Genomic DNA, 20,726 nt, shown 5'->3' on the forward strand with positions numbered 1-20,726 from the left:
CTCCCGTTATTGGATAAGGCCGGGCACGAGGTAGGCCAGGGCCATCACGATCAGTCCGCTGATGACCGCCATCGCCAGGCTGTAGCCGGACACGGCCCGCAGGATGGAGCCGACGGCCCCGGCGGCCTCCTGCCGGTCCTCGTAGGTAGCGGCGGTGGCCACCACGATGGACTGCGCGCTGAGCAGCTTGCCGGTGCAGCCGCCCACGCTGTTGGCGGACACGATGAGGTACTCGTCGAGGTTCAGCGCGCGGGCCGTGATCTGCTGCAGGCTGCCGAACATGGCGTTGGCCGAGGTGTCGGAGCCGGTGATGAACACGCCGATCCAGCCCAGCAGCGGGGCGAAGAAGGGGTAGAGCCAGCCGGTGCGGGTGAAGGCCAGGCCCAGGATGCCGTCGGCGCCCGTGTAGCGGGTCAGGTAGCTGAAGCCCAGCACCATGGCGACGGTGGTGAGCGGCCCCTTCATGCGCACGGCGGTGCGCACGAAGGTCTCCTTCCACTGGGCCGGGGTCATGCGCAGACAGAGGCCGGCCACGAGCGCGGCGAGGAAGATGGAGGTGCCCGGCGAGGACAGCCAGTTGAGGGTGTAGACGGCGGATTCAGCGGTCGCCTCGGGGACGACCGGGGGCATGCGGTAGACCAGCTCGTGCAGGAAGGGCACCTGGAACTTCAGGACGGTGGGGATGCCCGCAAGCGGCCGCTCCAGGGCCGCCTTGACGCCTGGCTGGCCCCAGAGGAAGACGAAGAAGGTGAGCAGCACCCAGGGCAGCCAGGCCCGGGCCACTTCACCCGGCGTCCGGCCCGGCACGGCCGTGGCGCCGGTCGCGGCCACCGCACCGCCGGCCATCGGGGCAAGGCGGCGGGAAGCCTTGGGCGCCGCCGGGGTCTCGGCGTCGTCATAGGGGCTGGCCGGCTTCCAGACCGCACAGAGCGCCAGCAAGGCCACCAGGGTGACCAGTCCGCCCAGGATGCCGACCAGGCCGGGGCCCAGGTAGGCGGCGGTCAGGTACTCGCTGAGGGTGAAGGCCACGCCCGAGACGAGCAGAGCGGGCCAGACCTCCAGGACCTTGCGGAAAGGCTTGCCGTCCATCTTGACCATCACGGCGATGACCAGCAGCGGGGTGACCAGGCAGAAGGGCGCCAGCTGCAGGGCCGAGAGGTAGCCGAGCCGGTGGGGATCGAGGTTCGTCACGGCGCCCAGGGTGAGCACCGGGGTGCCGATGGCGCCGAAGGCCACGGGCACGGAGTTGGCCAGCAGGTTGAGCACGGCGGCCTGCAGGGGCTTGAAGCCCAGGCCGACCATCATCGCGCCGGCGATGGCGACCGGGATGCCGAAGCCCGCGGCGCCTTCCAGGAAGGAGCCCAGGGCGAAGGCGATGATGAGCACCTGGATGCGGCGGTCGCCCGAGATCGCGACGATGCTCTCCTTCACCACGTCAAACTGGCCGGTGACCACGGTGAGGGTGTACAGGAACATCGCCGCCAGCAGCACCCAGCCGATGGGAAAGAGGCCGGAGAGGGCGCCGTACACGAACGACGCGCCGGCGGCGGTGACGGGCATGCCCAGCACCAGGACCGCTGCGGCCAGCGAGACCAGCGAGGCGAAGAAGGCGGCCTTCGGCGCGCCGATGCCGCGCTGGCGCCGGCCTTCCTTGTCCCGCCAGGGGTGAACCGCAAGGAGGTAGATGAGCAGGAGCAGGGGGAGCGCGGCAAGCAGTGTCGAGAGGAATGGGTTGCCGAATGGGTCGTAGGTCTGCTGGAACAACATGGACGAGAGCCTCCTGTATGACAGTGGTGTGACCAGCCCTGACTCCCGGGATTGGTCAGATGGACTGATGGTCCGACCAATCATTCGCAGGATGCGCCCTTTTCACCTGCCCCTCTGTGCACAATGACCGTGCAAATGACGCGAGTGCACTATCCCGGCACGTTCTCGCTCTCACAAATAGTCCTTTCCTGCAGATCAGGGAGTCCCCTGCCTGCCCGGTCTGAGCCGGGCGGGGCAGGGGACTCGGCGCGTGGTTCCTGATCCGGTGGGCGGCCGCGGCCGGATCTGCCCGGATCGCGCGCGGACTTACCCGTACAGGTGGGCGTGGACCCGCATGATGTGCTTCCGCATGCGCTCGCGCGCCGCCGCCGGGTCCTGGATGCGGATGGCCTCCAGCACCTCCCGGTGGTCCTGCAGGAGCGTCAGGCCCATGTCGGGGATGCGGAGGAGCTGTTCCCGGTAGAGGCCCAGGGCCTCTTTCATCGTATCGCTCAGCGAGCGCATGGTCTGAAGCAGCAGCGCGTTGCCGCTGGCGCCGGCCACGGCGTCGTGAAAGCGCCAGTCGGCCTCGGCGCCCAGCCGGCCTTCCTTCAGGTCGGTCTCCATCGCCTGCACGGCCTCGTCCATCGCCGCCAGGTCGTCGGCCTCGCGGCGCATGGCGGCCAGCGCGGCGCTCTCGGCCTCCAGTGCGGCGCGCAGCTCCAGAAGTTCGCGGCCGACGGCCTCGCTCTGCTCGATGGTCAGCACCAGGGCCAGCGGCGAGATGAAGCGCTCGTCCGGCGGCTGGGTCACGAAGGTGCCCTCGCCGACCCGGGCCTCCACCAGGCCGAGCATCCGCAGGGCCGACAGCGCCTCACGCACGGCCGAGCGGCTGACCCCGAACTCCTCCGCCAGCTGCCGCTCGGGCGGCAGCCGGTCGCCGGGGCGGAGCGTGCCTTCCTGCACCATGCGGGTGATCTGGTCCACGATCTGCTGGTAGATGCGCTGGCTGGTGACTCGCTCAAACCGTCCCATGGTGGTTCCTCCGTTCCTCCTCCCCGCTGCTGATAAGGAGGTTCTCGACCATGTCAATGAGATCCTGCAGCGTGCGGATGAGGTACAGCCTGTCTGCGTAGCGGGCGAGGGTGCCGTACCACAGGGGCGAGCCCATCGACCAGACCGGGACTTCGTGGGGGCCGTAGTAGAAGGTGCCCAGCCGGCGCTGCCGGCTGCGTCCGGCGCCGTGGAGCGCGCCGGAGAATTCCGCCGAAGGGGTGAGGAAGATGACCTGCCGGGCCCGGCGGCGCAGCGCGGCCATGTTCAGCCGGATGTTCTCCTGCTCGTCGGCCGTCAGCGTCACCTTGCCGTCGGTGGCGATGAACACGTAGGTCTGGTCGTCGACCGCGGCGTGCCGGGCGATCTCCGCCAGGGCGGTGCCGAAGCGGGTGCCGGCGTTCCAGGAGCGGGCCCCCCGCATGAGCCGCTGCACCTTCTCCTCGAACGTCCCGGGGCCGTTGAGGTAGGGCGTCGCGTAGGTGGCGCTCTCGCTGAATACATAGCTTTCCACAACGAACTGGAAGTTCAGCTTGTGGAAGAAGTAGAGCAGGACGCTGACGTAATGGGCCATGGAGTGGGAGACGTCGCCGATGACCAGGATGCGGGAGGGCCTGCGCGGCTGGGGGAGCGGCACCTCCTTGACGGGCCACCGGAACTGGAGCACCGCGCCGCCGTACCGGGGGAGGTTGTGCCGGAGGGTGCGGTGGACGTCGAGCCGGTTGCGGCGGGGCCACTCCCGGAAGGCCTCGTCGGGCGTCATCCACCGGCGCGCGAGCCGCTCCAGGAGCTCATCCAGCTCCAGGATCTGCCGGGCAGACAGCTTCCGGATGGGCGAGTTGAGCAGGTCGACGTAGGCGAAGCGGCGGTTGGCCGCCTCGGCCCCCTGCAGGGCGTCTGCCGCGCGGGAAGGGGCCAGCCCGCGCCACAGCGACGCGCGGGCCGCGGCCAGCTCGGGCGGGTCCTGCGCGGGCAGATCCGGCCCGGCCGGGCCGGCCCAGAGCAGCGTGGTCGACCGTTCGCCCGCCGCCACCTCGGTCAGAACGGCCGCCGCCTCCGGACGGTGGTCGGCGGCCTCGGTGAGCGAGACGTACAGGTTGTTGGGGTCGCGGCCCGCGAGGAAGAGGCGCGCGACCTGCACCGCGGCGTGCAGCCGCGGCTGCCGCAGACGAAGCACGCGGCCGACCCGGAGCATCAGCCAGCGGATGAACCGGCCGATGCGGCGGGCGGCCGCGCAGATCACGCGGATCGGCCAAAGCCGTCGTACCACTGCCGGAGCGCCTCCTTGACGATGGCCTCGTCCTCCGGGTACTTGGCGAGGAAGCCGATGGTCACCTCCACCGACTCGGGGGTGATGCGGCCCTCACCCACGTCGACCAGGGCCCGTGCCCACTCGATGGCCTCCGCGATGGCGGGCTTCTTCTCCATGTTCAGCTGCCGGAGCTGGACGACGATGCGGGCGACGCGGGCCGCGAAGTCGGCCGGCACCCCCACCGACCGCTGGATGATGCGCATCAAGGTGGCCTCCGAGGGGAACTGGAGGTCCAGCCAGACGGTCCGGCGCATGAAGGCGGTATCCAGCCGCTTGTACTCGTTGGAGGTGAGGAAGATATAGAGCGGCGCCCGGGCCCTCAGCACCCGCGACTGGCCGGGCTGGTCCAGGTTGTGCACCACCAGCTCCTGCCGGTCCAGGTACCGCAGGAAGAAGTTGGTCGTGTGCTCGTTCAGCTTGTCGACCTCGTCCACCCGCACCACGGTCGGCTGCTCCGCGAGCACGCTTTCCAGGAGCGGCGTGCGGTTCAGGTAATCCAGGGTGTAGAGATTGGGCGGCTCGCCGTTGCCGCAGTTGTGGTAGGCCTGGGCGTCGACGATCTGCTTGAAGCCGTTCCAGGAGATGCCGATTTCCTCGGCCTCCAGGTGGCTGTGGCACTCCATGTCCACCAGGGGGTAGCCGAACGCGCGGGCGAAGGCCTCGGCCAGCTGCGACTTGCCGATGCCCGGCTCGCCCCTCAGCCCGACGGGCTTTCCCTGACGCAGGTAGGTCCAGAGCTTCTTGGTGCTCAAGGCGTCCAGGAAGTAGCCTTGCTCCTGCAGTCTCTGCTGCAGTTCGGCCGGCGTGTACGGAAACAGACGGCTCGCCTCCTCTCCCAACTGCGCCTTTGCCACGGCCAGGGCCTCCTGGTTGGCTGCCTCCCGCTGCCACAGCCGCCACCAGACGGGGCCCCAGCGCGTCACCGCCACCGCCGCGGCGAGCCCGGCCACTGCGGCGGAGCCGACGGTCACGTAGGCGTGCACCGGTGACCACCCCCTGGGGTGTGACGGAGTTGTGGAAGTTATCCGGAAGGGGCATACTGCGCCCGCATAAGCAGATTTCCGTCCATAATTCGGGGGAATCGCTCGGATTCCTGCCACGCATGTTTACTTTGTTTATTTTGCCGCGGGCCGGGGCAAGACTGGCGTAGGAGGTGTTGCAACCATGCGCCGATCGCTGGCTCTGGCGGCGCTGGCGCTGCCCCTGAGCGTGCTCCTGGCCGCGCACCGGCCTGCGGGGGAGCCCCCCCGGCCGGCGGTTCCCGAGATGCAGACGCTCGGCCGGGCGTGGGAGGCGGCCGGGGACCGGCTTGAGCAGGCTGTGCTATTCCTCCGGGAGCCGGTGGAGAGCCTGGCAGCGGCGGCGCGGCTGGCGGACGGGCTGGGCTGGAACCGCCCCGCTCCGGCGGGCGAGGAACGGTCGCTCCGCGTGTTGGAGGGCGTGGGCGGGCCTTACGTGGAGATCACCTGGCGGCTGCACGGCGAGGCAGCCGGGCAGTGGCACCAGCGGTACCGGGAGCTGAGACGGGCCCTGGCGGCCGAGGGGATGTGGCCGCAGGTGCAGGTGGAGCTCTCCGGCCGCGCGGCAGCGGGGGATCCGCTCGCCCTGGCGGAGGCGGCCCTGGACGCGGTGGCAGCGCGCCAGCGGGAGCCCTGGAACGGCGGCCAGTCGGCCTCAATAGCAGGATATACGCCCCTCCTGCCGCCCGGTCCCTACGCGGTGAACATCCAGGCCGCCGTGCGCCGCAGCGGGGACGGCAGCCGGCTCTGGATCGGTTGGCCGACGGTGCGCAGCGACTACTGACCGGGCGGGCGCCACCGCCCGCGGGCTCCGGCCCGCGGCTTTATGTAATACGCGGGACAGGTTCCCCATAGAGATAGGGGTGAAAGCACCCCTTCACAGGGGCCCGGAGGACAAGTCATGCTGCGTCTGCTGCTGGCTGCCGTGCTGATGACGGCGGCACTGACTCTGGCGCTTCCGGCGGGAATCGGCGCGGGCGTGCGCCTGCCTGAGCGGTCAGATCCCCTGCCCGTCCCGGTGCTGGCCCACTGGGCGCCGGAGCCGGAGGCCCCTGCGGCCGAACCTGCCGGCGCCGACTCGCTGGATGTGAAGGTCTACTTCCCCGACCGGGACGAGATCGTCGTCATGCCCCTGGGCGAGTACCTGAAGGGGGTCGTGGCGGCCGAGATGCCCGCCGACTTCGAGATGGAGGCGCTGAAGGCGCAGTTCGTCGTCGCCCGGACCTACACCGTGCGCCGCATGCCGCAGTTCGGCGGGAAAGGGGGGTGCCCCCTGAACCCGGAGGCCGATGTCTGCGCGGACTACCGCACCAGCCAGGCCTACACCACCCTGGAGGAGCTGGAGGCGAAGTACGGCCCGCTGGTCGCGGCCAACTACTGGCGGCGGCTCAGCCAGGCGCAGGCCGAGACGGAGGGCGAGGTGCTTACCTACGAGGGGGAGCTGATCGACGCGCTCTACCACGCCGTCTCCGGCCGGATGACCGAGAGCGCCGGCGACTACTTCGCCACCCACCTGCCCTACCTGGTGCCGGTGGACGACACGTGGGGCGCCGGCGCCCCCCGCCTGGTGGAGGAGCGCCGCTTCAGCCCGGAGGCCTTCGCCCGGGCGCTGGGGTTGGGCGGCGAGGAGCCGCTGCTGGCGGTCCAGGCCGCCGCCCGGACGGGCCAGCCGCCGCTGCAGGTGACGGCCCGCACGGCCGGCGGGCGGGTGAAGACGGTGGCCGTGGGCGGCGTGACGCTGACCGGCCGGCAGGTGCGGGAGCGGCTGGGGCTGCGCTCCACGGACTTCCGGATCTTCTGGCAGGACGGCGAGGTGGTGGTGGAGACCTTCGGCGACGGCCACGGCGTGGGCATGAGCCAGTACGGGGCCCAGGGCATGGCCCGGGCCGGGAGGACGTACCGGGAGATTCTCACCCATTACTATACGGGCGTCGAGCTGAGTCGATTATTCGAAATTTAGGAAGAAAATCTGGCGGTCGTCGTCTGAATGGGGCGTCAACTGGGCAGGCTAAGTCACGAGGTGATCTGTGATGAAACCTGTGCGTGGCTTGCCTGCCCTGTGGCGGGGCAACCTGCCCCCTGAACGGCGCATGGCCCTGGCGGCCAGCGCGGCGCTTCTCCTGCTCATCGGCGGCATGGCGCTGTACCAGGCGTCCCTGGCGCCGAACGCGCCGGGCGCCCCGCCCGCCGGTGAGCCGGAAGCTCCGTCCGCCGGCGGGCCCGGGCTCCAGCCCGGAGGCGCACCGGGGGCCCAGCCTGCCGGTGAAGGTGCGCTCCCGTCTGCCAGCGGTCCCGGGGGTCAGTTCGCTGAAGAGCCTGTGCACCAGCCTGGCAGCGGGCCCGGGGGCCAGTTCGCGGAAGAGCCTGTGCCCCAGTCTGGCGGCGGTCCCGGGGCGCAGCCTGCCGGTGAGCCGGCGCTGCAGAGCGGCAGCCAGCCGGACACCGAGGCGGAACCCGTCTTCTCCTGGCCGCTGGCCGGCCGCCCCCGGGTGGTGATGGCCTTCGGCGCCGTGGACGGCAGCCTGGGCGACTACCGGCTGTCCGACAGCCTGGCGCTGGAGGCGACGCCGGGGCAGCCGGTGGTGGCCGCAGCCGCCGGCACGGTGACCGTGGTGGAGGAGCACCCGGTGGACGGGTTCGTCGTCGTGGTGGACCACGGCGGCGGCCGGCAGAGCCGCTACGCGGGTCTGGCCGAGGCGTCGGTGGCCGAGGGCCAGGCGGTGGCGGCCGGGGAGCGCCTCGGGCGGATCGGGCTGCCCGCCCCCCTGCGCCGTGCGTGGGGTCCGCACCTGCTGTTCGCCCTGCTGGTCGACGACGAGCCGGTGGACCCCCTCGCCTACCTGGAGGAATAGCGACCGCACTCCCCCCTCCCGCAGCCCCGGGCGGGGGCTGGGCACGCGCATTTCCAGCGCTCCCCAGCCCCCGGTTCGTCATGTTTGCCCCTTTGCCCCAATAGACTCTACCAACCATCCAGGGCGAAGGGGGCCCAGCGGTGAAAGATCACATCTGGAAGCGTGTGCTGGAGATAGGCAACCACATCTGCCGAACCAAGGACACCGTGCGCGAAACCGCCTCTGTGTTCGGCGTCTCCAAGAGCACCGTCCACAAGGACGTGACAGAACGTCTGCCCCGCATCAACCCCGAGCTGGCCGCCAAGGTCAAGCGTGTCCTGGATCAGAACAAGGCCGAACGTCACATTCGGGGAGGTGCGGCGACCCGGCAAAAGTACCTGGAGCGGTAGGTGCGGAGCAGAGGAGTTTGCCCCCTGGCGTCGAAGCTGGAAAGGGGAAATGATGAACTTTCCAGCCTTTGAACAGGGGGCAGACAGAGCGTGTTTGGATGGGCAACGGATGTAGGCGTCGATCTGGGCACGGCGACCGTGCTGGTCTACGTCAAGGGGAAGGGGGTCGTTCTGTGCGAGCCCTCTGTGGTGGCGATGCACCGGGATACCAAGCAGGTCCTGGCCATCGGTGAGGAAGCCCGCCGCATGCTGGGTCGAACGCCGGGGAACATCGTTGCGATCCGCCCCCTGCGCGAAGGGGTCATTGCCGACTACGACGTCACCGAGGCGATGCTGAAAGCGTTTCTAAGGCGGGTGTCGGGGCCCCGCCTGTTGGCGCGCCCGCGCATGGTCATCTGCATCCCCGCGAACGTGACGACGGTGGAGAAGCGGGCGGTGATGGAGGCGGCGATCGAGGCCGGCGCCCGGACGGTGACCTTGGTGGAGGAGCCGCTGGCCGCGGCGCTGGGGGCCGGGCTGGACATCACGCAGCCTGCCGGCCACATGGTGATCGACATCGGCGGCGGCACCACCGACGTGGCCGTGCTCTCGCTGGGCGGCGTCGTGCTGTCGGAGTCGATCCGCATCGGCGGCGACAAGTTCGACGAGGCCATCGTCCGGCATCTGAAGATGAAATATAATCTGCTGATCGGCGAGCGGACGGCGGAAGAGGTGAAGATCACCATCGGCAGCGCCGGCTGCGACAGCCGCAACGAGTCGATGGAGGTGCGGGGCCGCGACCTGATGACGGGGCTGCCCAAGACGGTGACGATCACCTCGGCCGAGGTGCGGGAGGCGGTGAGCGAGTTGGTGACCGCCCTCTGCGACACCATCAAGGCGGTGCTGGAGGCCACGCCGCCGGAGCTCTCGGCGGATATCGTGGAGCGGGGGATCGTGATGACCGGCGGCGGGGCCATGCTGCACGGCCTGGACCAGGTGATCGCCCACGAGACGGGCGTGCCGGCCTACCTGGCCGAGGACCCCGTTTCCTGCGTGGCGAGAGGAACCGGCCGGGTGCTGGAGGAGTTCGAGGTCCAGGACAACCACCTGGTGGTCCTCCGCAAGATCATGTAGCGCGTAACGGGAAAAACGAAGGGGGTCGCGGCCTGCAACCGCGACCCCTGATGTTTCCGGTGCAAGGATTCTCGGCGCACCGTACCGAACAGTTCCGGCGGAGGTAGGCGCGATGGCCACTTACACGCTGAACGTCTACGGGGAGATGTGCCCGGCGCCCCTGCTCAAGGCCGAGGCGAAGCTGCGCAGCATGAAGCCGGGCGACTGGCTGATCATGGAGTCGGACCACTCCTGCACGGTCAGGCTGCTGCGGGAGCACCTGCGCAAGCTGCCGTGCCGCTTCCGGGTGGAGGAGGTGGCCGACGGCATCTGGCAGTTCCAGATCGAGCGGCTGTGACGGCGGCCGGAGGCTGGCGGTGCGCCCCTGCGGCTTGTTCGCCTCAGCAGAAGCCGCGCTCGGCGGGGGAGCGCAGGGTGCGCAGGAGCGCCCGCTCCATGGCCCCCTTCATGCCGTTCTTCGGCACGATCAGGGTCCAGCGGCTGGTGAAGGCGATGTCCTCCAGCGGGGCGATGCGCAGGTGGCCCATGCGGGCCTCGGCCCGCACGCACCAGCGGCTGACCAGGGCGACGCCGTGGCCCGAGGCCACCGAGGTCTTGATCGCGTCCACGCTGGTGAGTTCCATGGCGATGTTGAGCTCGGTTGCGCTGCGGCCGGCGGCCTTCCAGCCCTCCTCGACGGCCATCCGGGTGCCCGATCCGGGCTCGCGGAGGATGAGCGGCAGCCGGGTGAGGTCGTCTGCGGTGTAGGCGTCCTTCCCGGCAAACGGTCCGCCGGGCGGCGTGATCAGCACCAGCTCCTCTTCGCTGATCACGCTCACCTGCCAGTCCTGGGAAGGGGCGGTGATGTCGGGCCCCTCGACCAGGGCAATGTCCACCAGGCCGTCCTCCAGCCGCTGGATGACGTCGCAGCGCTTGCCGATCTGCAGCTGAATGCGGGCATCGGGGTACTTCTGCTGGAAGAGGTAGACCGTGCAGGGCAGGGCGTAGCCGCCGATGGCCGACGTGGCGCCGACGACGATCTGCTTCGGCTCCGCCGCCCGCAGGCTGGCCATCTCCTCCTGCAGGGACCGCTCCAGCTGCAGGATGCGCTGGGCGTAGCGCGACAGGACTTCGCCCGCCGGCGTCAGCTCCACCCCCCGGTTGGTCCGGCGGAAGAGCTGAAGGCCGTACTGCTCTTCCAGCGTGCGCAGCCGCTGGCTCACCGCCGGCTGGGAGAGGTGCAGTTCCGCCGCCGCCCGGGACATGGAGCCGTACTTGGCCACTTTGCAGAAAATGTCCAGTTCCTGAGTCATCGAGTATCCCCTCCTACGGACCTGCGGGAGGTTGCCGAATGACGACGACGCATATCCTCAGCTGGCTGCTTCTGGCCGGGGTGCTGTCCGGCTTCGTCTTTCAGCGCTCGCGCCTCTGTTTCGTGAGCGCCATGCGGGATGTGTTCCTCTTCCGGGCCCTGCGCATGACCCGGGCGATGCTCCTGCTCTTCCTGCTGACGGTGACGGGCGGGGCCATCCTCCATGCGCAGCGGGGGACGGCGGGGGGAACCTTTACCGGGCCGACGCCGGCCGGCGCCCTGGTGGGCGGCATGCTCTTCGCCGTGGGGATGGTGCTGGCGGGCAGCTGCATCGCCGGGGCCTTCTGGCGGCTCGGCGAGGGGCAGCTTTCGCAGCTGTACATCCTGCTCGGGGTGTTTGCCGGGACCTGGCTGCACGTGAAGCTGCCGCTGCTGACGGCGGTCACGGTGCAGGATCCCTTCAACGCCTGGATCGCCGTCGGGCTGCTCCTGCTCGCACTGGTCCTGGTGCAGGTGTGGGAGCGGCGACAGGCCCACGTCGGCGAGGAGCTGCCTGCCGTGCCCCGGCTGGGCCGGCTGCGGGCGCCCTGGGCGCCGGAGCTGGGCGCCGTGGTCATGGCGACGCTTCTGGTGATCTTCATGGCCCTCACCGGCACGGGCTGGGGCGTGAGCCGGGTGTTCCTCCTGACCGATCTCTCGGCGGCGTCCTACGCGGCCGGGCTCCTGATCGGCGGGTTCCTCGGCGCCCGGTTCGGCCGCGAGTTCCGGGTGCGCGGCCCCGGCGGGCGGGCGCCCGCGCTCATCCGCCTGGCCGGCGGCGTGCTGATGGGCTACGGCGCCCGGGTGGGCTGGGGCTGCACCATCGGCGCGGTGATGACCGGCATGGTCAACCTCTCGCCGCACCCGTGGTACTGGGTGCTCGGCGCGGTGGTCGGATCCTGGGTGGGCGCACAGCTTCTGCGGCGCTTCATGTATCGCTTCTTGTAGCTATGTTTGATTGTACGGAGGGCAAACCGCCGGGGGTATCCCCCGGCTTCATCATTTCTGGACCGCGCTTTTCCGCCCTTTGAAGGGGCGCGGCTCCTTCTTTTCACCCAGGTATAAGGTCTGGCTTATAGCGATAAAACCTTCAAATGGCCGTAGCTCTAGGCGTTCCGGGTTTTCCGTGCTATGTTGTGAGTGAAAGCACAAGTTTGCTCCGCTCGGGGGAGTGGGGGGGCCTGGGTGAGCGAAACCGGTACAGCGGCCGCTGCAGACGTGCTTTTTCACACCGCCGTGTCGAGCCAGAGCCCGAAGTGAGCAGAGGAGGTCATCACGATGACGAACCTGAAGCGTCGCATCGCCCTGTTCCTGGCCCTGATCGTGTCCGTGGCCGCGCTGACGGCCTGTGGCGGCAGCACCCAGACGCCTGCCGCATCGGACCAGCCGCCCGCGACCCAGACCCCGGAGTGCCCGCCCTGTGAGGAGGCCGAGCCCGTAGATGAGGCGGCGATCCTGCTGGAGGCGGCCCAGGACTACTTCAACAACATGGCCAGCCACCGGAACATGATCGACGCGACCGAAGTGAAGGAGAAGCTGGATGCCGGCGACGACTCCATCTTCCTCCTGGACATCCGCGCTGACGCCGACTTCGCCGCCGGCCATGTGGAGGGCTCCGTCAACATCCCGTTCGCGGCCCTCGGCATGAACTTCGACAAGCTGCCCACCGACAAGCTGATCGTCGTCAACTGCTACTCCGGCCAGCAGTCCGGCCAGGCGGCCGCGGTGCTGCGGATGGCGGGCTACAACGCCATGTCGCTGAAGGGCGGCTTCCCGAACTACGAGAAGGCCGAACTGCCGATCGTCCAGTAGCGACCAGAGCTGGGGGGGCTCTGCCGTCAGGCAGGCCCCCCTTTGTCCACAGCATGGAGGTGAGGGTATGGCGGAGCTCAGCCGCAGGGACTTCCTGAAACTGAGCGGCGTCGCGGCCGGCGCGCTGGCGGTGGGGCTTCCTCAGCGCACGGCGCAGGCGGCGCGGAAGGACGTCCGGCGGGTGCCGACCCTGTGCGAGATGTGCACGAGCCGCTGCGGTGTGTTCGCGATCGTGGAGAACGGCCGGGTGACCCGCATCGAAGGGAACCCGGAGCACCCGACCAACCTGGGTCGGCCGTGTGCACGGGGCAACGCCGGGGCGTCGGCCCTGTACGATCCCGACCGGTTGAAGGAGCCCATGAAGCGGGGGGAGGACGGCAAGCTTTATCCCATCACGTGGGAACAGGCTTTTGAGGAAATCGGCGCCAAGCTGAACGAGATCCGGAAGAAGCACGGGCCGGAGGCCCTGGTGTTCGCCGAGTACAACAACCTGAACTCGGCGCTCACCAAGCGGTGGACGGAGGCGTTCGGGTCGCCCAACCACGTGGGCCACGCGGCCAACTGCTTCGCAAACCGCAACGTGGGCTACTCGGCGGTCTTCGGCGCCCTGCCGACGGTGGACTACGCGAACGTGAAGTTCTACCTGAGCCCGGGCCGGAATCTGCTGGGCGGCATCAAGGTCTCGGAGGTGGCCGCCCTGGCCAAGGCCAAGGCCAACGGCGCCCGGATCGTGGTGCTGGATCCGCGGCATTCGGAGCTGGCGGGCTGGGGCGAGTGGATTCCCATCAAGTCGGCGGGCGACCTGGCGTTCCTGCTGGCGGTCGCCAACGTGCTCATCACCGAGGGGATCTACAACAAGGCGTGGGTGGAGGCCCACTGCAACGGCTTTGAGAAGCTGAAGGAAGGCATCCTGCAGTACACGCCGGAGTGGCAGGAGCAGCACACCGACATCCCGGCCGAGAAGGTGCGGCAGATCGCCCGCGAGATGGCGGCGGCCGCCCCGGCGGCCGTGGTGGACCCGGGCTGGCACGGCGGCAACGGCATGTACTGGAACGGCTACGAGGCCGCCCGGGCCGGGGCCATCGTGAACGCCCTGCTGGGCAACCTGGGCGCCAAGGGCGGGCTGAAGCTCTCGCCCAAGGTCGCGCAGGGGACGATCGACAACCCGCCGGAGGGCGCGGTGATCGAAGCCGCAGGCGGCGGCTGAGCGGCCACGGGTTCCTCTGCAGGTGCAGAGGTCTGGACGCCGTACCCGAAGCCGACCGCGGTGCGGTTTGACGGCATGGGCACCAAGTATCCGCTGAGCCTGGGCTCGATTCAGGCGATCCCGCTGGTCATCGAGTCCGGTAAGCCCTACCCGCTGAAGGCCGCCATCTTCTTCCGGGTCAACCCGGTGAAGTCGTCGGGCGACCAGGGCCGCTGGATCGAGGCGCTGAAGAAGCTGGATCTGGTGGTCGCCATCGACACGCAGATGTCGGAGACCGCCATGCTGGCGCACTACGTCCTGCCCGAGCACCACTACCTGGAGCGGATGGACGCCATCTCGGTGGTGGGCGATACGGTCTCCATCCGCCAGCCGGTCGTGGAGCCGATGTACAACACCCGGTCCTGCCTGGAGATCCTGCAGGGGCTGGCGAAGGTCGTGGGCATCGAGCAGTACTTCAACTTCACCATGGAGCAGTGGAACAACGCGCTGCTGGGGCCCACCGGCTGGACCGTGAAGCACCTGAAGGAGAAGGGCGTCATCAAGGTCCCGGCGACGCCGCCGGACTACAGCAAGCTGCCGACCGCCTCGGGCAAGGCCGAGCTGGTCCACAAGGGGTTCGCCCTCTCGGGCGGCCACGAGGTGGTGACCTGGGTGCCGCCCAAGACGCAGCCTGAGGGCGACCGGCTGCGGCTCCTGCACGGCCACATGGCGGTGCACACCAACGGCTACACCCAGAACGTGCCGGCGCTGTACGCCCGCATGCCGGAGAACGACCTGTGGATTCACCCGACGGCGGCCGCCGCACGGGGCATCAAGGACGGCGACCTGGTGGAGGTGGCCAACGAGTACGGGGTGCAGCGCATCCGGGCCCGGGTGACCGAGGGCATTCGGCCGGACTGCGTCTGGATGTGCCACGGCTTCGGCACGATGGTCCCGGAGCAGCGGCTCGCCTACGGCAAGGGTGCGGCCGACGGCTGGTTCTACCCGATCATGGTGACGCCGGTCTCCGGTGCGCTGGGGCAGGGCGACGCCACGGTGACGGTGCGGAAGGTGGGTGAGAAGGCATGACGCGCTGGGCCTACTTCGTGGATCTCTCCCTCTGCGCCGGGTGCGAGGCCTGCACCGTGGCCTGCCAGGCCCTGAACGGGCTGGACTGGAGCATCCGGTACACCAAGGTGGACCGGATGCTGGTGGGCACCTACCCCGACGTGAAGTCCAGCTTCGTCACCACGCAGTGCCTGCACTGCGACGATCCGCCCTGCGCCGCGGTCTGCCCGACGGGCGCGACGTACAAGACGGCGGAAGGGCCGGTGAAGATCGACTACGAGAACTGCATCGGGTGCCAGTACTGCATGACGGCCTGCCCGTACGAGGCCCGCAGCTACGACCCGGCGGCCGGCGTGGTGCGGAAGTGCTCGTTCTGCTTCGACCGGCTCGCCGAGGGCGAGCGGCCGGCCTGCGAGCAGACCTGCCTGACCGGCGCCCGCCTGGTGGGCGACCTGGACGATCCCAACGACCCGATCCATGAGAAGATCGCTGCGCCGGACGTGATTCACATCGAGGGCACCAGCTTCTACTACCGGCTGCCGGAGCACATCGACCGGGCGGCGCTGCCGGCCGACTTCAAGCCCTCGGCCGCCACCTTCGCCTGGCAGTCGATCGTCCAGCCTGTGGGTCAGATCATGATGGGCTCCACGCTGGCGGCGGTTCTGCTGAGCCTGGCGGTCAACGCCTTCAAGAGCAGGGGGAAGGAGGGAACGCAGGATGGCAACGGCTAGGATTCGGGCTCGGGCTCCGGTTCAGGATGAGGCGCGGGTTCACGAGGGCAAGGTGTACCGGTTCAGCCTGGCTTCCCGCCTGGCGCACTGGAACCACGCGCTGACGTTCCTCCTGCTGCTGTTCACCGGTCTGGGGCTGGTCGTCCGCGGCGCTTCGGGGCTGGCGGGCGCGGAGGTGCTGCGCTTCTTCGGCCAGCTGCACCGCTGGGCGGCGATCCCCTTCACGGTGCTGACGATCCCGATCCTGTTCACGGGCGCCCGCCGGGCGACGCTGCGCTGGCTGCGCGAGGTGTTCCGGTTCGACCGGGACGACCTGCGGTTCTTCCCGGCCTTCGTGCGGGAGTTCTTCGGCATGAAGGCGGAGTCGCCGCCCCAGGGCAAGTTCAACGCCGGTGAGAAGATCAACTCGATCCTGCAGATCATCGGCTGGCCGACGATGGTGATCACGGGCTGGATGATGGTCTACAAGACGTCGTTCCCGCCTGCGGTCATGCAGTGGGTCATCCTGATCCACTCGGGCACGGCGATGGTGCTGGGGTGCGCCGTCCTCGGGCACATCTACCTGGCCACGCTGATGCCGGGGTTCCGGGAGGGGCTCTCGGGCATGATCACGGGCTGGGTCCCGGCGAAGTGGGCGAAGGATCATTACCGGAAGTGGTACCGGGAGATCACGGGCGAGTGATGCGGCGTATGCGCAGCCCGGGCGGAGGAGGTCCGCCCGGGCTGCTCGCGTGTGCAGTGGAACGAACGTGCACTTTGTACGACGCCTTGTGGGACAAGCGTTTCCTGGTGTGCGTGGCTCGCAGGGCGCTCGGCGCCTGGGCTTGCGGAAAGTGCACATTCGTGCCAGCGGCCAGGGGTGTCGTTCGAGGGTGGCGGGGGCGTTATAGGCACAACAGCGCTCCGTCTGGCGTTCACCGCCGGGAGCTGGGTCAGGCCACTGCGGGGTTGACAGCAGCCACGTGCAGGAGGATAATTGAGAACGATTCTCAGTCTCAATCGCGCAGACACCGAGCACTCGATTCGAAAGGAGGGCTGAGAGGCAACGATGGCGCGTTACATCGGTCCCAAGCACAAGCTCTGCCGGCGGGTTGGCCGGCCGGTGTGCGGGGCGGCGAAGTGCCCCGCGCGGAAGCGGCCGTACAGGCCCGGCCAGCACGGCCCCGGACGGCCGCAGAAGCTGAGCGAGTACGGCGCGCAGCTCCTGGAGAAGCAGAAGCTGCGGTTTACATACGGCGTCATGGAGCGGCAGTTCCGGCGCTACTTCGAGCAGGCCCGGCGCAGCCGCGGCGTGACCGGCGAGGTGCTGCTGCAGCTCCTGGAACAGCGGCTGGACACCGTCGTCTACCGGCTGGGCTTCGCCCGCACCATGCCCGCCGCCAGGCAGCTGGTGAGCCACGGGCACGTGACCCTGAACGGTCGGCGGGTCGACATCCCTTCCTGCCAGGTGAAGCCCGGAGACATCGTGGGGCTCACCGAGAAGGGGCGCTCGATGGCGGTGGTTCAGGAGAGCCTGCTCCTGCGGCGCCCGGTGCCGGCCTACCTCTCCCTGGACGAAGCCGCGATGGCCGGCAGGCTGGAGCGGCTGCCGCTCCGGGAGGAGATTCCCGTCGAGGCAGACGAGAGCCTCGTCGTGGAGCTTTACGCCCGTTAGGACCTGCCCCGGGGCAGGGACAAGCCCGAAGGCCCAAACCACGACGGCCTGGACCGCGTCAGTCGCGGTCCAGGCCGTCTTGCACTGCCCCGGGGTCTGGTCCCTGGGGGCAGGTTGCTGGCCACAGGCGCCGGTCTCAGGCCGGGTCTCACCGGTCCCCAGCCGGCTGCCAGCGGTTGCGGATTGGATTCCCGCCCTGGGGTCACTCCGCCTGAATGCCCCTGGCGGTGAGCTGCTGTCGGATCCGCGCCATGGTCTCCTCAGAGGGCGGCTCGACGCCTTCCAGCCCGTACGGCATCCCCAGGGCCGCCCACTTGTGCTTGCCCAGCAGGTGGTAGGGGAGCAGCTCCACCTTCTCCACGGTGGGCAGGGTTTCGACCAGATCGGCCAGAGCCTCCACGTCAGCGGGGGAGTCGGTCCAGCCGGGGACCACCACATGGCGGATCCACATCGGGATGCCCATGGCGGCGGCGAGACGGGCGGTGGTGCGGGGGCGCCGCCCGTCGGCGCCGGTCAGGGCCTTGTGGCGCATGAGGTCCGGGTGCTTGATGTCCAGCAGCAGCAGGTCGGTCTGCTCCAGCACCGGCCGGGCCCGCTCGGGGGGCGCGAAGCCGCTGGTGTCGAGGGCGGTGTGGATGCCCAGGCGGCGGCACTCGGCGAACAGGTCGGCCACGAAGTCGGGCTGCAGCAGCGGCTCGCCGCCGCTGACGGTCACGCCGCCGCCCGAGAACTGCATGTAGGGGAGGTACGACTGGATCTCCTCAATCAGGCTGCCCACCGTGACCTCCGTGCCCTTCCGGGGATCCCAGGTGTCGGGGTTGTGGCAGTAGCGGCAGCGGAGCGGGCACCCCTGCAGGAAGACCACGAACCGGAGCCCCGGACCGTCGACGGCCCCGCAGCTCTCCACGGAGTGGATGCGGCCGGTGCGGTGCGCGCGGTCCGGCGCTGGCTGGAGGTGGACCCGCCCCACCCCGCCTGCCGTGTGCGTCACAGACTCTGGTGGAACGTGCGGCTGATCACGTCGAGCTGCTGCTCACGCGTCAGCTTCACGAAGTTCACGGCGTAGCCCGAGACCCGGACGGTGAGCTGCGGGTAAAGCTCCGGATGCTCCATGGCATCCAGCAGGGTCTCGCGGTTCAGGCAGTTGACGTTCAGATGGTGCGCCCCCTGGGTGGTGTAGGCGTCCAGGATGGCCACCAGGTTGCGGCGCTGCTCCTCCGGGGTCCGGCCCAGGGCCTTCGGCACGATGGAGAAGGTGTTGGAGATGCCGTCCTTGGCCGCCTCGTAGGGGATCTTCGCCACGGAGCTCAGCGAGGCGATGGCGCCCTTCTTGTCGCGCCCGTGCATCGGGTTGGCGCCCGGAGCCAGGGGCACGCCGGCCTTCCGGCCGTCGGGGGTGGTGCCGGTGTGCTTGCCGTAGACCACGTTGGAGGTGATGGTCAGCACGGACAGGGTGATGTCCGCGTCGCGGTACGCCTTGTTCTTGCGCAGGAGCGTCGTGAACTCCTCGACGACCTCGCGGGCGATGCTGTCCACCCGGTCGTCGTTGTTGCCGTAGGCCGGGTACTCGCCCTCGATCTCGAAGTCGACGGCGATGCCCCGCTCGTTGCGGATGGGCCGGACCTTGGCGTACTTGATGGCCGAGAGGGAGTCCGCCACCACCGAGAGCCCCGCGATGCCGCAGGCCATGGTGCGGTAGATGTCCCGGTCGTGCAGGGCAAACTCCAGCCGCTCGTAGTTGTACTTGTCGTGCATGTAGTGGATGATGTTGAGCGTGTTGATGTACAGCCGGGCGAGCCAGTCCATCATCTCGCTGAAGCGGCTGCGCACCTCGTCGTAGTCGAGCACGTCGCCGGTGATCGGCTGCAGCCGGGGGCCCACCTGCTGGCCCGACTTCTCGTCGACGCCGCCGTTGATGGCGTAGAGCAGGCACTTGGCGAGGTTGGCCCGGGCGCCGAAGAACTGCATCTGCTTGCCGATGCGCATGGCCGAGACGCAGCAGGCGATGCCGTAGTCGTCGCCCCACAGCGGCCGCATGACGTCGTCGTTCTCGTACTGAATCGCCGACGTGTCGATGGAGACCTGCGCGCAGAACTTCTTGAAGCCCTCGGGCAGCCGGCTGGACCAGAGGACCGTCAGGTTCGGCTCCGGCGCCGGGCCGAGGTTGTAGAGCGTCTGCAGGAAGCGGAAGGAGGTCCGGGTGACCAGGGTGCGGCCGTCCAGCCCCATGCCGCCGATGGCCTCGGTGACCCAGGTGGGATCGCCGCTGAACAACTCGTTGTACTCCGGGGTGCGCAGGAAGGCGACCTGGCGCAGCTTGATGATGAGCTGGTCCACCAGCTCCTGGGCCTCGGTCTCCGTGATCAGGCCCCGCTCCAGATCGCGCTCGATGTAGATATCGAGGAAGGTGGAGATGCGGCCGATGGACATGGCGGCGCCGTTCTGCTCACGGATGGCGCCCAGGTAGCCCATGTACAGCCACTGGATGGCTTCCCGGGCGTTTTCGGCCGGGCGGCCGAGGTCCAGGCCGTACCAGCGGCCCAGCTCCCTGAGCTCCTTCAGCGCGTTGATCTGCTCGGTCAGCTCCTCGCGCAGCCGGATGGTGGCCTCGTCCATGATCCAGGGCTCCGTCGCGGCCTTCTCCCGCTCCTTCTCCTCGATCAGCCGGTCGATGCCGTAAAGCGCCACCCGGCGGTAGTCGCCGATGATGCGGCCGCGGCCGTAGGCGTCGGGCAGGCCGGTGATGATGTGGTTGGAGCGGGCGGCGCGCATCTCGGGGGTGTACGCGTCGAACACGCCCTGGTTATGGGTCTTGCGGTACTGGGTGTAGATGGTCTTCCACCGGGGATCGGCCTCGTAGCCGTAGGCGTTCATCGAGGCCTCGACCATGCGCCAGCCGCCGGCGGGATAGAAGGTCCGCTTGCCGGGTTCATCGGTCTGCAGGCCGACGATCAGCTCCAGGTCCTTGTCCACGTATCCCGGCTGGTGCGAGAGGATGCCGGCCGGCGTCTGGGTGTCCACCTTCAGCGGGGCCCGCCTGGCCTGCTCCTCCTTGAAGATGGCGAAGACCTTCTCCCACAGGGCCCGGGTCCGTTCGGTCGGGCCGGTGAGGAAGGATGCGTCGCCCTCGTAGGGACAGTAGTTCTGCTGGATGAAATCACGGGTATCGATATGCCGCTGCCAGCGGCCGGGTCGGAATCCACTCCACGCGGTCATGATCGGCCTCCTCCCGGGTCTGGCCGGCCGCAATTCAGGCAGATTCCGGCGAAATGTTGTTTTCCGCCGATGAACTGCAGGTTTTTGGCGATGAATTGCACCGACCGGTACATCCCCTATGTTAGGCCCCGGGGAGGAGGCTGGCCATTCTTCTCGCGAATGATTTCACAAGCAGTGCCAAAGTCTACACGACCATGCCCGAAAGACCCTGCAGACCAGGCACAAAGGCGGATGCTGCAACGGGC

Annotated in this window: 20 protein-coding genes; 13 read left to right on the forward strand and 7 right to left on the reverse strand. The window is 69.0% G+C overall.

Annotated elements, in window-relative coordinates:
• Window positions 1–6: 6 nt before the first annotated feature.
• From ACZ5UM_RS05495 to ACZ5UM_RS05510, 4 genes are all read right to left on the reverse strand, one after another.
• Window positions 7–1,767, reverse strand: a complete 1,761-nt coding sequence (locus ACZ5UM_RS05495) for an L-lactate permease (protein WP_464847323.1) — start codon at window positions 1,765–1,767, stop codon at window positions 7–9.
• A 306-nt stretch (window positions 1,768–2,073) separates the two neighbouring features.
• Window positions 2,074–2,781, reverse strand: a complete 708-nt coding sequence (locus ACZ5UM_RS05500; RefSeq protein ID WP_464847324.1) for a FadR/GntR family transcriptional regulator — start codon at window positions 2,779–2,781, stop codon at window positions 2,074–2,076.
• A complete protein-coding gene (locus ACZ5UM_RS05505) occupies window positions 2,768–4,069 on the reverse strand; it encodes a VWA domain-containing protein (RefSeq protein ID WP_464847325.1) in 1,302 nt (433 codons plus the stop codon). Before ACZ5UM_RS05505 ends, ACZ5UM_RS05500 begins: the two co-directional genes overlap by 14 nt.
• Window positions 4,039–5,094: an AAA family ATPase gene (locus ACZ5UM_RS05510; protein ID WP_464847326.1), complete on the reverse strand. Its 1,056-nt coding sequence runs from the start codon at window positions 5,092–5,094 to the stop codon at window positions 4,039–4,041. Before ACZ5UM_RS05510 ends, ACZ5UM_RS05505 begins: the two co-directional genes overlap by 31 nt.
• 181 nt (window positions 5,095–5,275) lie before the next feature.
• Here ACZ5UM_RS05510 and ACZ5UM_RS05515 point away from each other — a divergent pair, with 181 nt between their 5' ends.
• From ACZ5UM_RS05515 to ACZ5UM_RS05540, 6 genes are all read left to right on the forward strand, one after another.
• Window positions 5,276–5,914 (forward strand): hypothetical protein, encoded by a 639-nt coding sequence (locus ACZ5UM_RS05515; protein ID WP_464847327.1) that lies wholly within the window; start codon window positions 5,276–5,278, stop codon window positions 5,912–5,914.
• Window positions 5,915–6,031: 117 nt separating this feature from the next.
• Window positions 6,032–7,090 carry a stage II sporulation protein D gene (gene spoIID, locus ACZ5UM_RS05520; protein ID WP_464847328.1) on the forward strand — a complete coding sequence of 353 codons (1,059 nt, stop codon included), beginning with the start codon at window positions 6,032–6,034 and terminating at the stop codon, window positions 7,088–7,090.
• A 70-nt stretch (window positions 7,091–7,160) separates the two neighbouring features.
• Entirely contained in the window at window positions 7,161–7,982 is an 822-nt protein-coding gene (locus tag ACZ5UM_RS05525) for a peptidoglycan DD-metalloendopeptidase family protein (protein ID WP_464847330.1), read from the forward strand.
• Between the two features lie 140 nt (window positions 7,983–8,122).
• Window positions 8,123–8,371: a sporulation transcriptional regulator SpoIIID gene (spoIIID, locus tag ACZ5UM_RS05530; RefSeq protein ID WP_011194238.1), complete on the forward strand. Its 249-nt coding sequence runs from the start codon at window positions 8,123–8,125 to the stop codon at window positions 8,369–8,371.
• 90 nt (window positions 8,372–8,461) lie between these two features.
• Window positions 8,462–9,484, forward strand: a complete 1,023-nt coding sequence (gene mreB / locus ACZ5UM_RS05535; RefSeq protein ID WP_464847335.1) for a rod shape-determining protein MreB — start codon at window positions 8,462–8,464, stop codon at window positions 9,482–9,484.
• A 112-nt stretch (window positions 9,485–9,596) separates the two neighbouring features.
• Window positions 9,597–9,821, forward strand: a complete 225-nt coding sequence (locus ACZ5UM_RS05540; RefSeq protein ID WP_464847336.1) for a sulfurtransferase TusA family protein — start codon at window positions 9,597–9,599, stop codon at window positions 9,819–9,821.
• A 43-nt stretch (window positions 9,822–9,864) separates the two neighbouring features.
• On the opposite strand, the gene ACZ5UM_RS05545 is transcribed toward ACZ5UM_RS05540, so the two are convergent.
• On the reverse strand, window positions 9,865–10,776 hold the full coding sequence (locus tag ACZ5UM_RS05545; RefSeq protein ID WP_464847337.1) for a LysR family transcriptional regulator: 912 nt from the start codon (window positions 10,774–10,776) through the stop codon (window positions 9,865–9,867).
• 38 nt (window positions 10,777–10,814) lie between these two features.
• Between ACZ5UM_RS05545 and ACZ5UM_RS05550 the strand changes: the two genes are divergently transcribed.
• The 7 genes from ACZ5UM_RS05550 (at window position 10,815) to rpsD (ending at window position 17,265) form a co-directional block, all read left to right on the forward strand.
• Entirely contained in the window at window positions 10,815–11,762 is a 948-nt protein-coding gene (locus ACZ5UM_RS05550; RefSeq protein WP_464847338.1) for a YeeE/YedE family protein, read from the forward strand.
• A 330-nt stretch (window positions 11,763–12,092) separates the two neighbouring features.
• A complete protein-coding gene (locus ACZ5UM_RS05555; protein WP_464847340.1) occupies window positions 12,093–12,626 on the forward strand; it encodes a rhodanese-like domain-containing protein in 534 nt (177 codons plus the stop codon).
• Between the two features lie 67 nt (window positions 12,627–12,693).
• Window positions 12,694–13,833 carry a molybdopterin-dependent oxidoreductase gene (locus ACZ5UM_RS05560; protein WP_464847343.1) on the forward strand — a complete coding sequence of 380 codons (1,140 nt, stop codon included), beginning with the start codon at window positions 12,694–12,696 and terminating at the stop codon, window positions 13,831–13,833.
• A gap of 60 nt (window positions 13,834–13,893) precedes the next feature.
• Window positions 13,894–14,901, forward strand: a complete 1,008-nt coding sequence (locus tag ACZ5UM_RS05565) for a molybdopterin-containing oxidoreductase family protein (protein ID WP_464847346.1) — start codon at window positions 13,894–13,896, stop codon at window positions 14,899–14,901.
• Complete coding sequence (locus ACZ5UM_RS05570; RefSeq protein WP_464847347.1) at window positions 14,898–15,611, forward strand: 4Fe-4S dicluster domain-containing protein; 714 nt, start codon at window positions 14,898–14,900, stop codon at window positions 15,609–15,611. The genes ACZ5UM_RS05565 and ACZ5UM_RS05570 overlap by 4 nt, the downstream gene beginning before the upstream one ends.
• Entirely contained in the window at window positions 15,598–16,293 is a 696-nt protein-coding gene (locus tag ACZ5UM_RS05575; protein ID WP_464847348.1) for a formate dehydrogenase subunit gamma, read from the forward strand. The genes ACZ5UM_RS05570 and ACZ5UM_RS05575 overlap by 14 nt, the downstream gene beginning before the upstream one ends.
• A 366-nt stretch (window positions 16,294–16,659) precedes the next feature.
• A complete protein-coding gene (gene rpsD, locus ACZ5UM_RS05580) occupies window positions 16,660–17,265 on the forward strand; it encodes a 30S ribosomal protein S4 (protein ID WP_464847349.1) in 606 nt (201 codons plus the stop codon).
• Window positions 17,266–17,467: 202 nt separating this feature from the next.
• On the opposite strand, the gene pflA is transcribed toward rpsD, so the two are convergent.
• Both pflA and pflB read right to left on the reverse strand, forming a co-directional pair.
• A complete protein-coding gene (gene pflA, locus ACZ5UM_RS05585) occupies window positions 17,468–18,256 on the reverse strand; it encodes a pyruvate formate-lyase-activating protein (RefSeq protein ID WP_464847351.1) in 789 nt (262 codons plus the stop codon).
• On the reverse strand, window positions 18,253–20,481 hold the full coding sequence (pflB, locus tag ACZ5UM_RS05590; RefSeq protein ID WP_464847353.1) for a formate C-acetyltransferase: 2,229 nt from the start codon (window positions 20,479–20,481) through the stop codon (window positions 18,253–18,255). The genes pflA and pflB overlap by 4 nt, the downstream gene beginning before the upstream one ends.
• Window positions 20,482–20,726: the final 245 nt, after the last annotated feature.

The sequence above is a fragment of the Symbiobacterium ostreiconchae genome, assembly GCF_055396975.1.

Coding starts and splice junctions, on each gene's coding strand:
- ACZ5UM_RS05545 (WP_464847337.1), bottom strand. CDS start 10,776: ATGACTCAGGAACTGGACATTTTCTGCAAAGTGGCCAAGTACGGCTCC.
- ACZ5UM_RS05500 (WP_464847324.1), bottom strand. CDS start 2,781: ATGGGACGGTTTGAGCGAGTCACCAGCCAGCGCATCTACCAGCAGATC.
- ACZ5UM_RS05550 (WP_464847338.1), top strand. CDS start 10,815: ATGACGACGACGCATATCCTCAGCTGGCTGCTTCTGGCCGGGGTGCTG.
- ACZ5UM_RS05525 (WP_464847330.1), top strand. CDS start 7,161: ATGAAACCTGTGCGTGGCTTGCCTGCCCTGTGGCGGGGCAACCTGCCC.
- ACZ5UM_RS05515 (WP_464847327.1), top strand. CDS start 5,276: ATGCGCCGATCGCTGGCTCTGGCGGCGCTGGCGCTGCCCCTGAGCGTG.
- ACZ5UM_RS05555 (WP_464847340.1), top strand. CDS start 12,093: ATGACGAACCTGAAGCGTCGCATCGCCCTGTTCCTGGCCCTGATCGTG.
- spoIID (WP_464847328.1), top strand. CDS start 6,032: ATGCTGCGTCTGCTGCTGGCTGCCGTGCTGATGACGGCGGCACTGACT.
- ACZ5UM_RS05570 (WP_464847347.1), top strand. CDS start 14,898: ATGACGCGCTGGGCCTACTTCGTGGATCTCTCCCTCTGCGCCGGGTGC.
- pflB (WP_464847353.1), bottom strand. CDS start 20,481: ATGACCGCGTGGAGTGGATTCCGACCCGGCCGCTGGCAGCGGCATATC.
- ACZ5UM_RS05540 (WP_464847336.1), top strand. CDS start 9,597: ATGGCCACTTACACGCTGAACGTCTACGGGGAGATGTGCCCGGCGCCC.
- ACZ5UM_RS05495 (WP_464847323.1), bottom strand. CDS start 1,767: ATGTTGTTCCAGCAGACCTACGACCCATTCGGCAACCCATTCCTCTCG.
- rpsD (WP_464847349.1), top strand. CDS start 16,660: ATGGCGCGTTACATCGGTCCCAAGCACAAGCTCTGCCGGCGGGTTGGC.
- ACZ5UM_RS05560 (WP_464847343.1), top strand. CDS start 12,694: ATGGCGGAGCTCAGCCGCAGGGACTTCCTGAAACTGAGCGGCGTCGCG.
- ACZ5UM_RS05575 (WP_464847348.1), top strand. CDS start 15,598: ATGGCAACGGCTAGGATTCGGGCTCGGGCTCCGGTTCAGGATGAGGCG.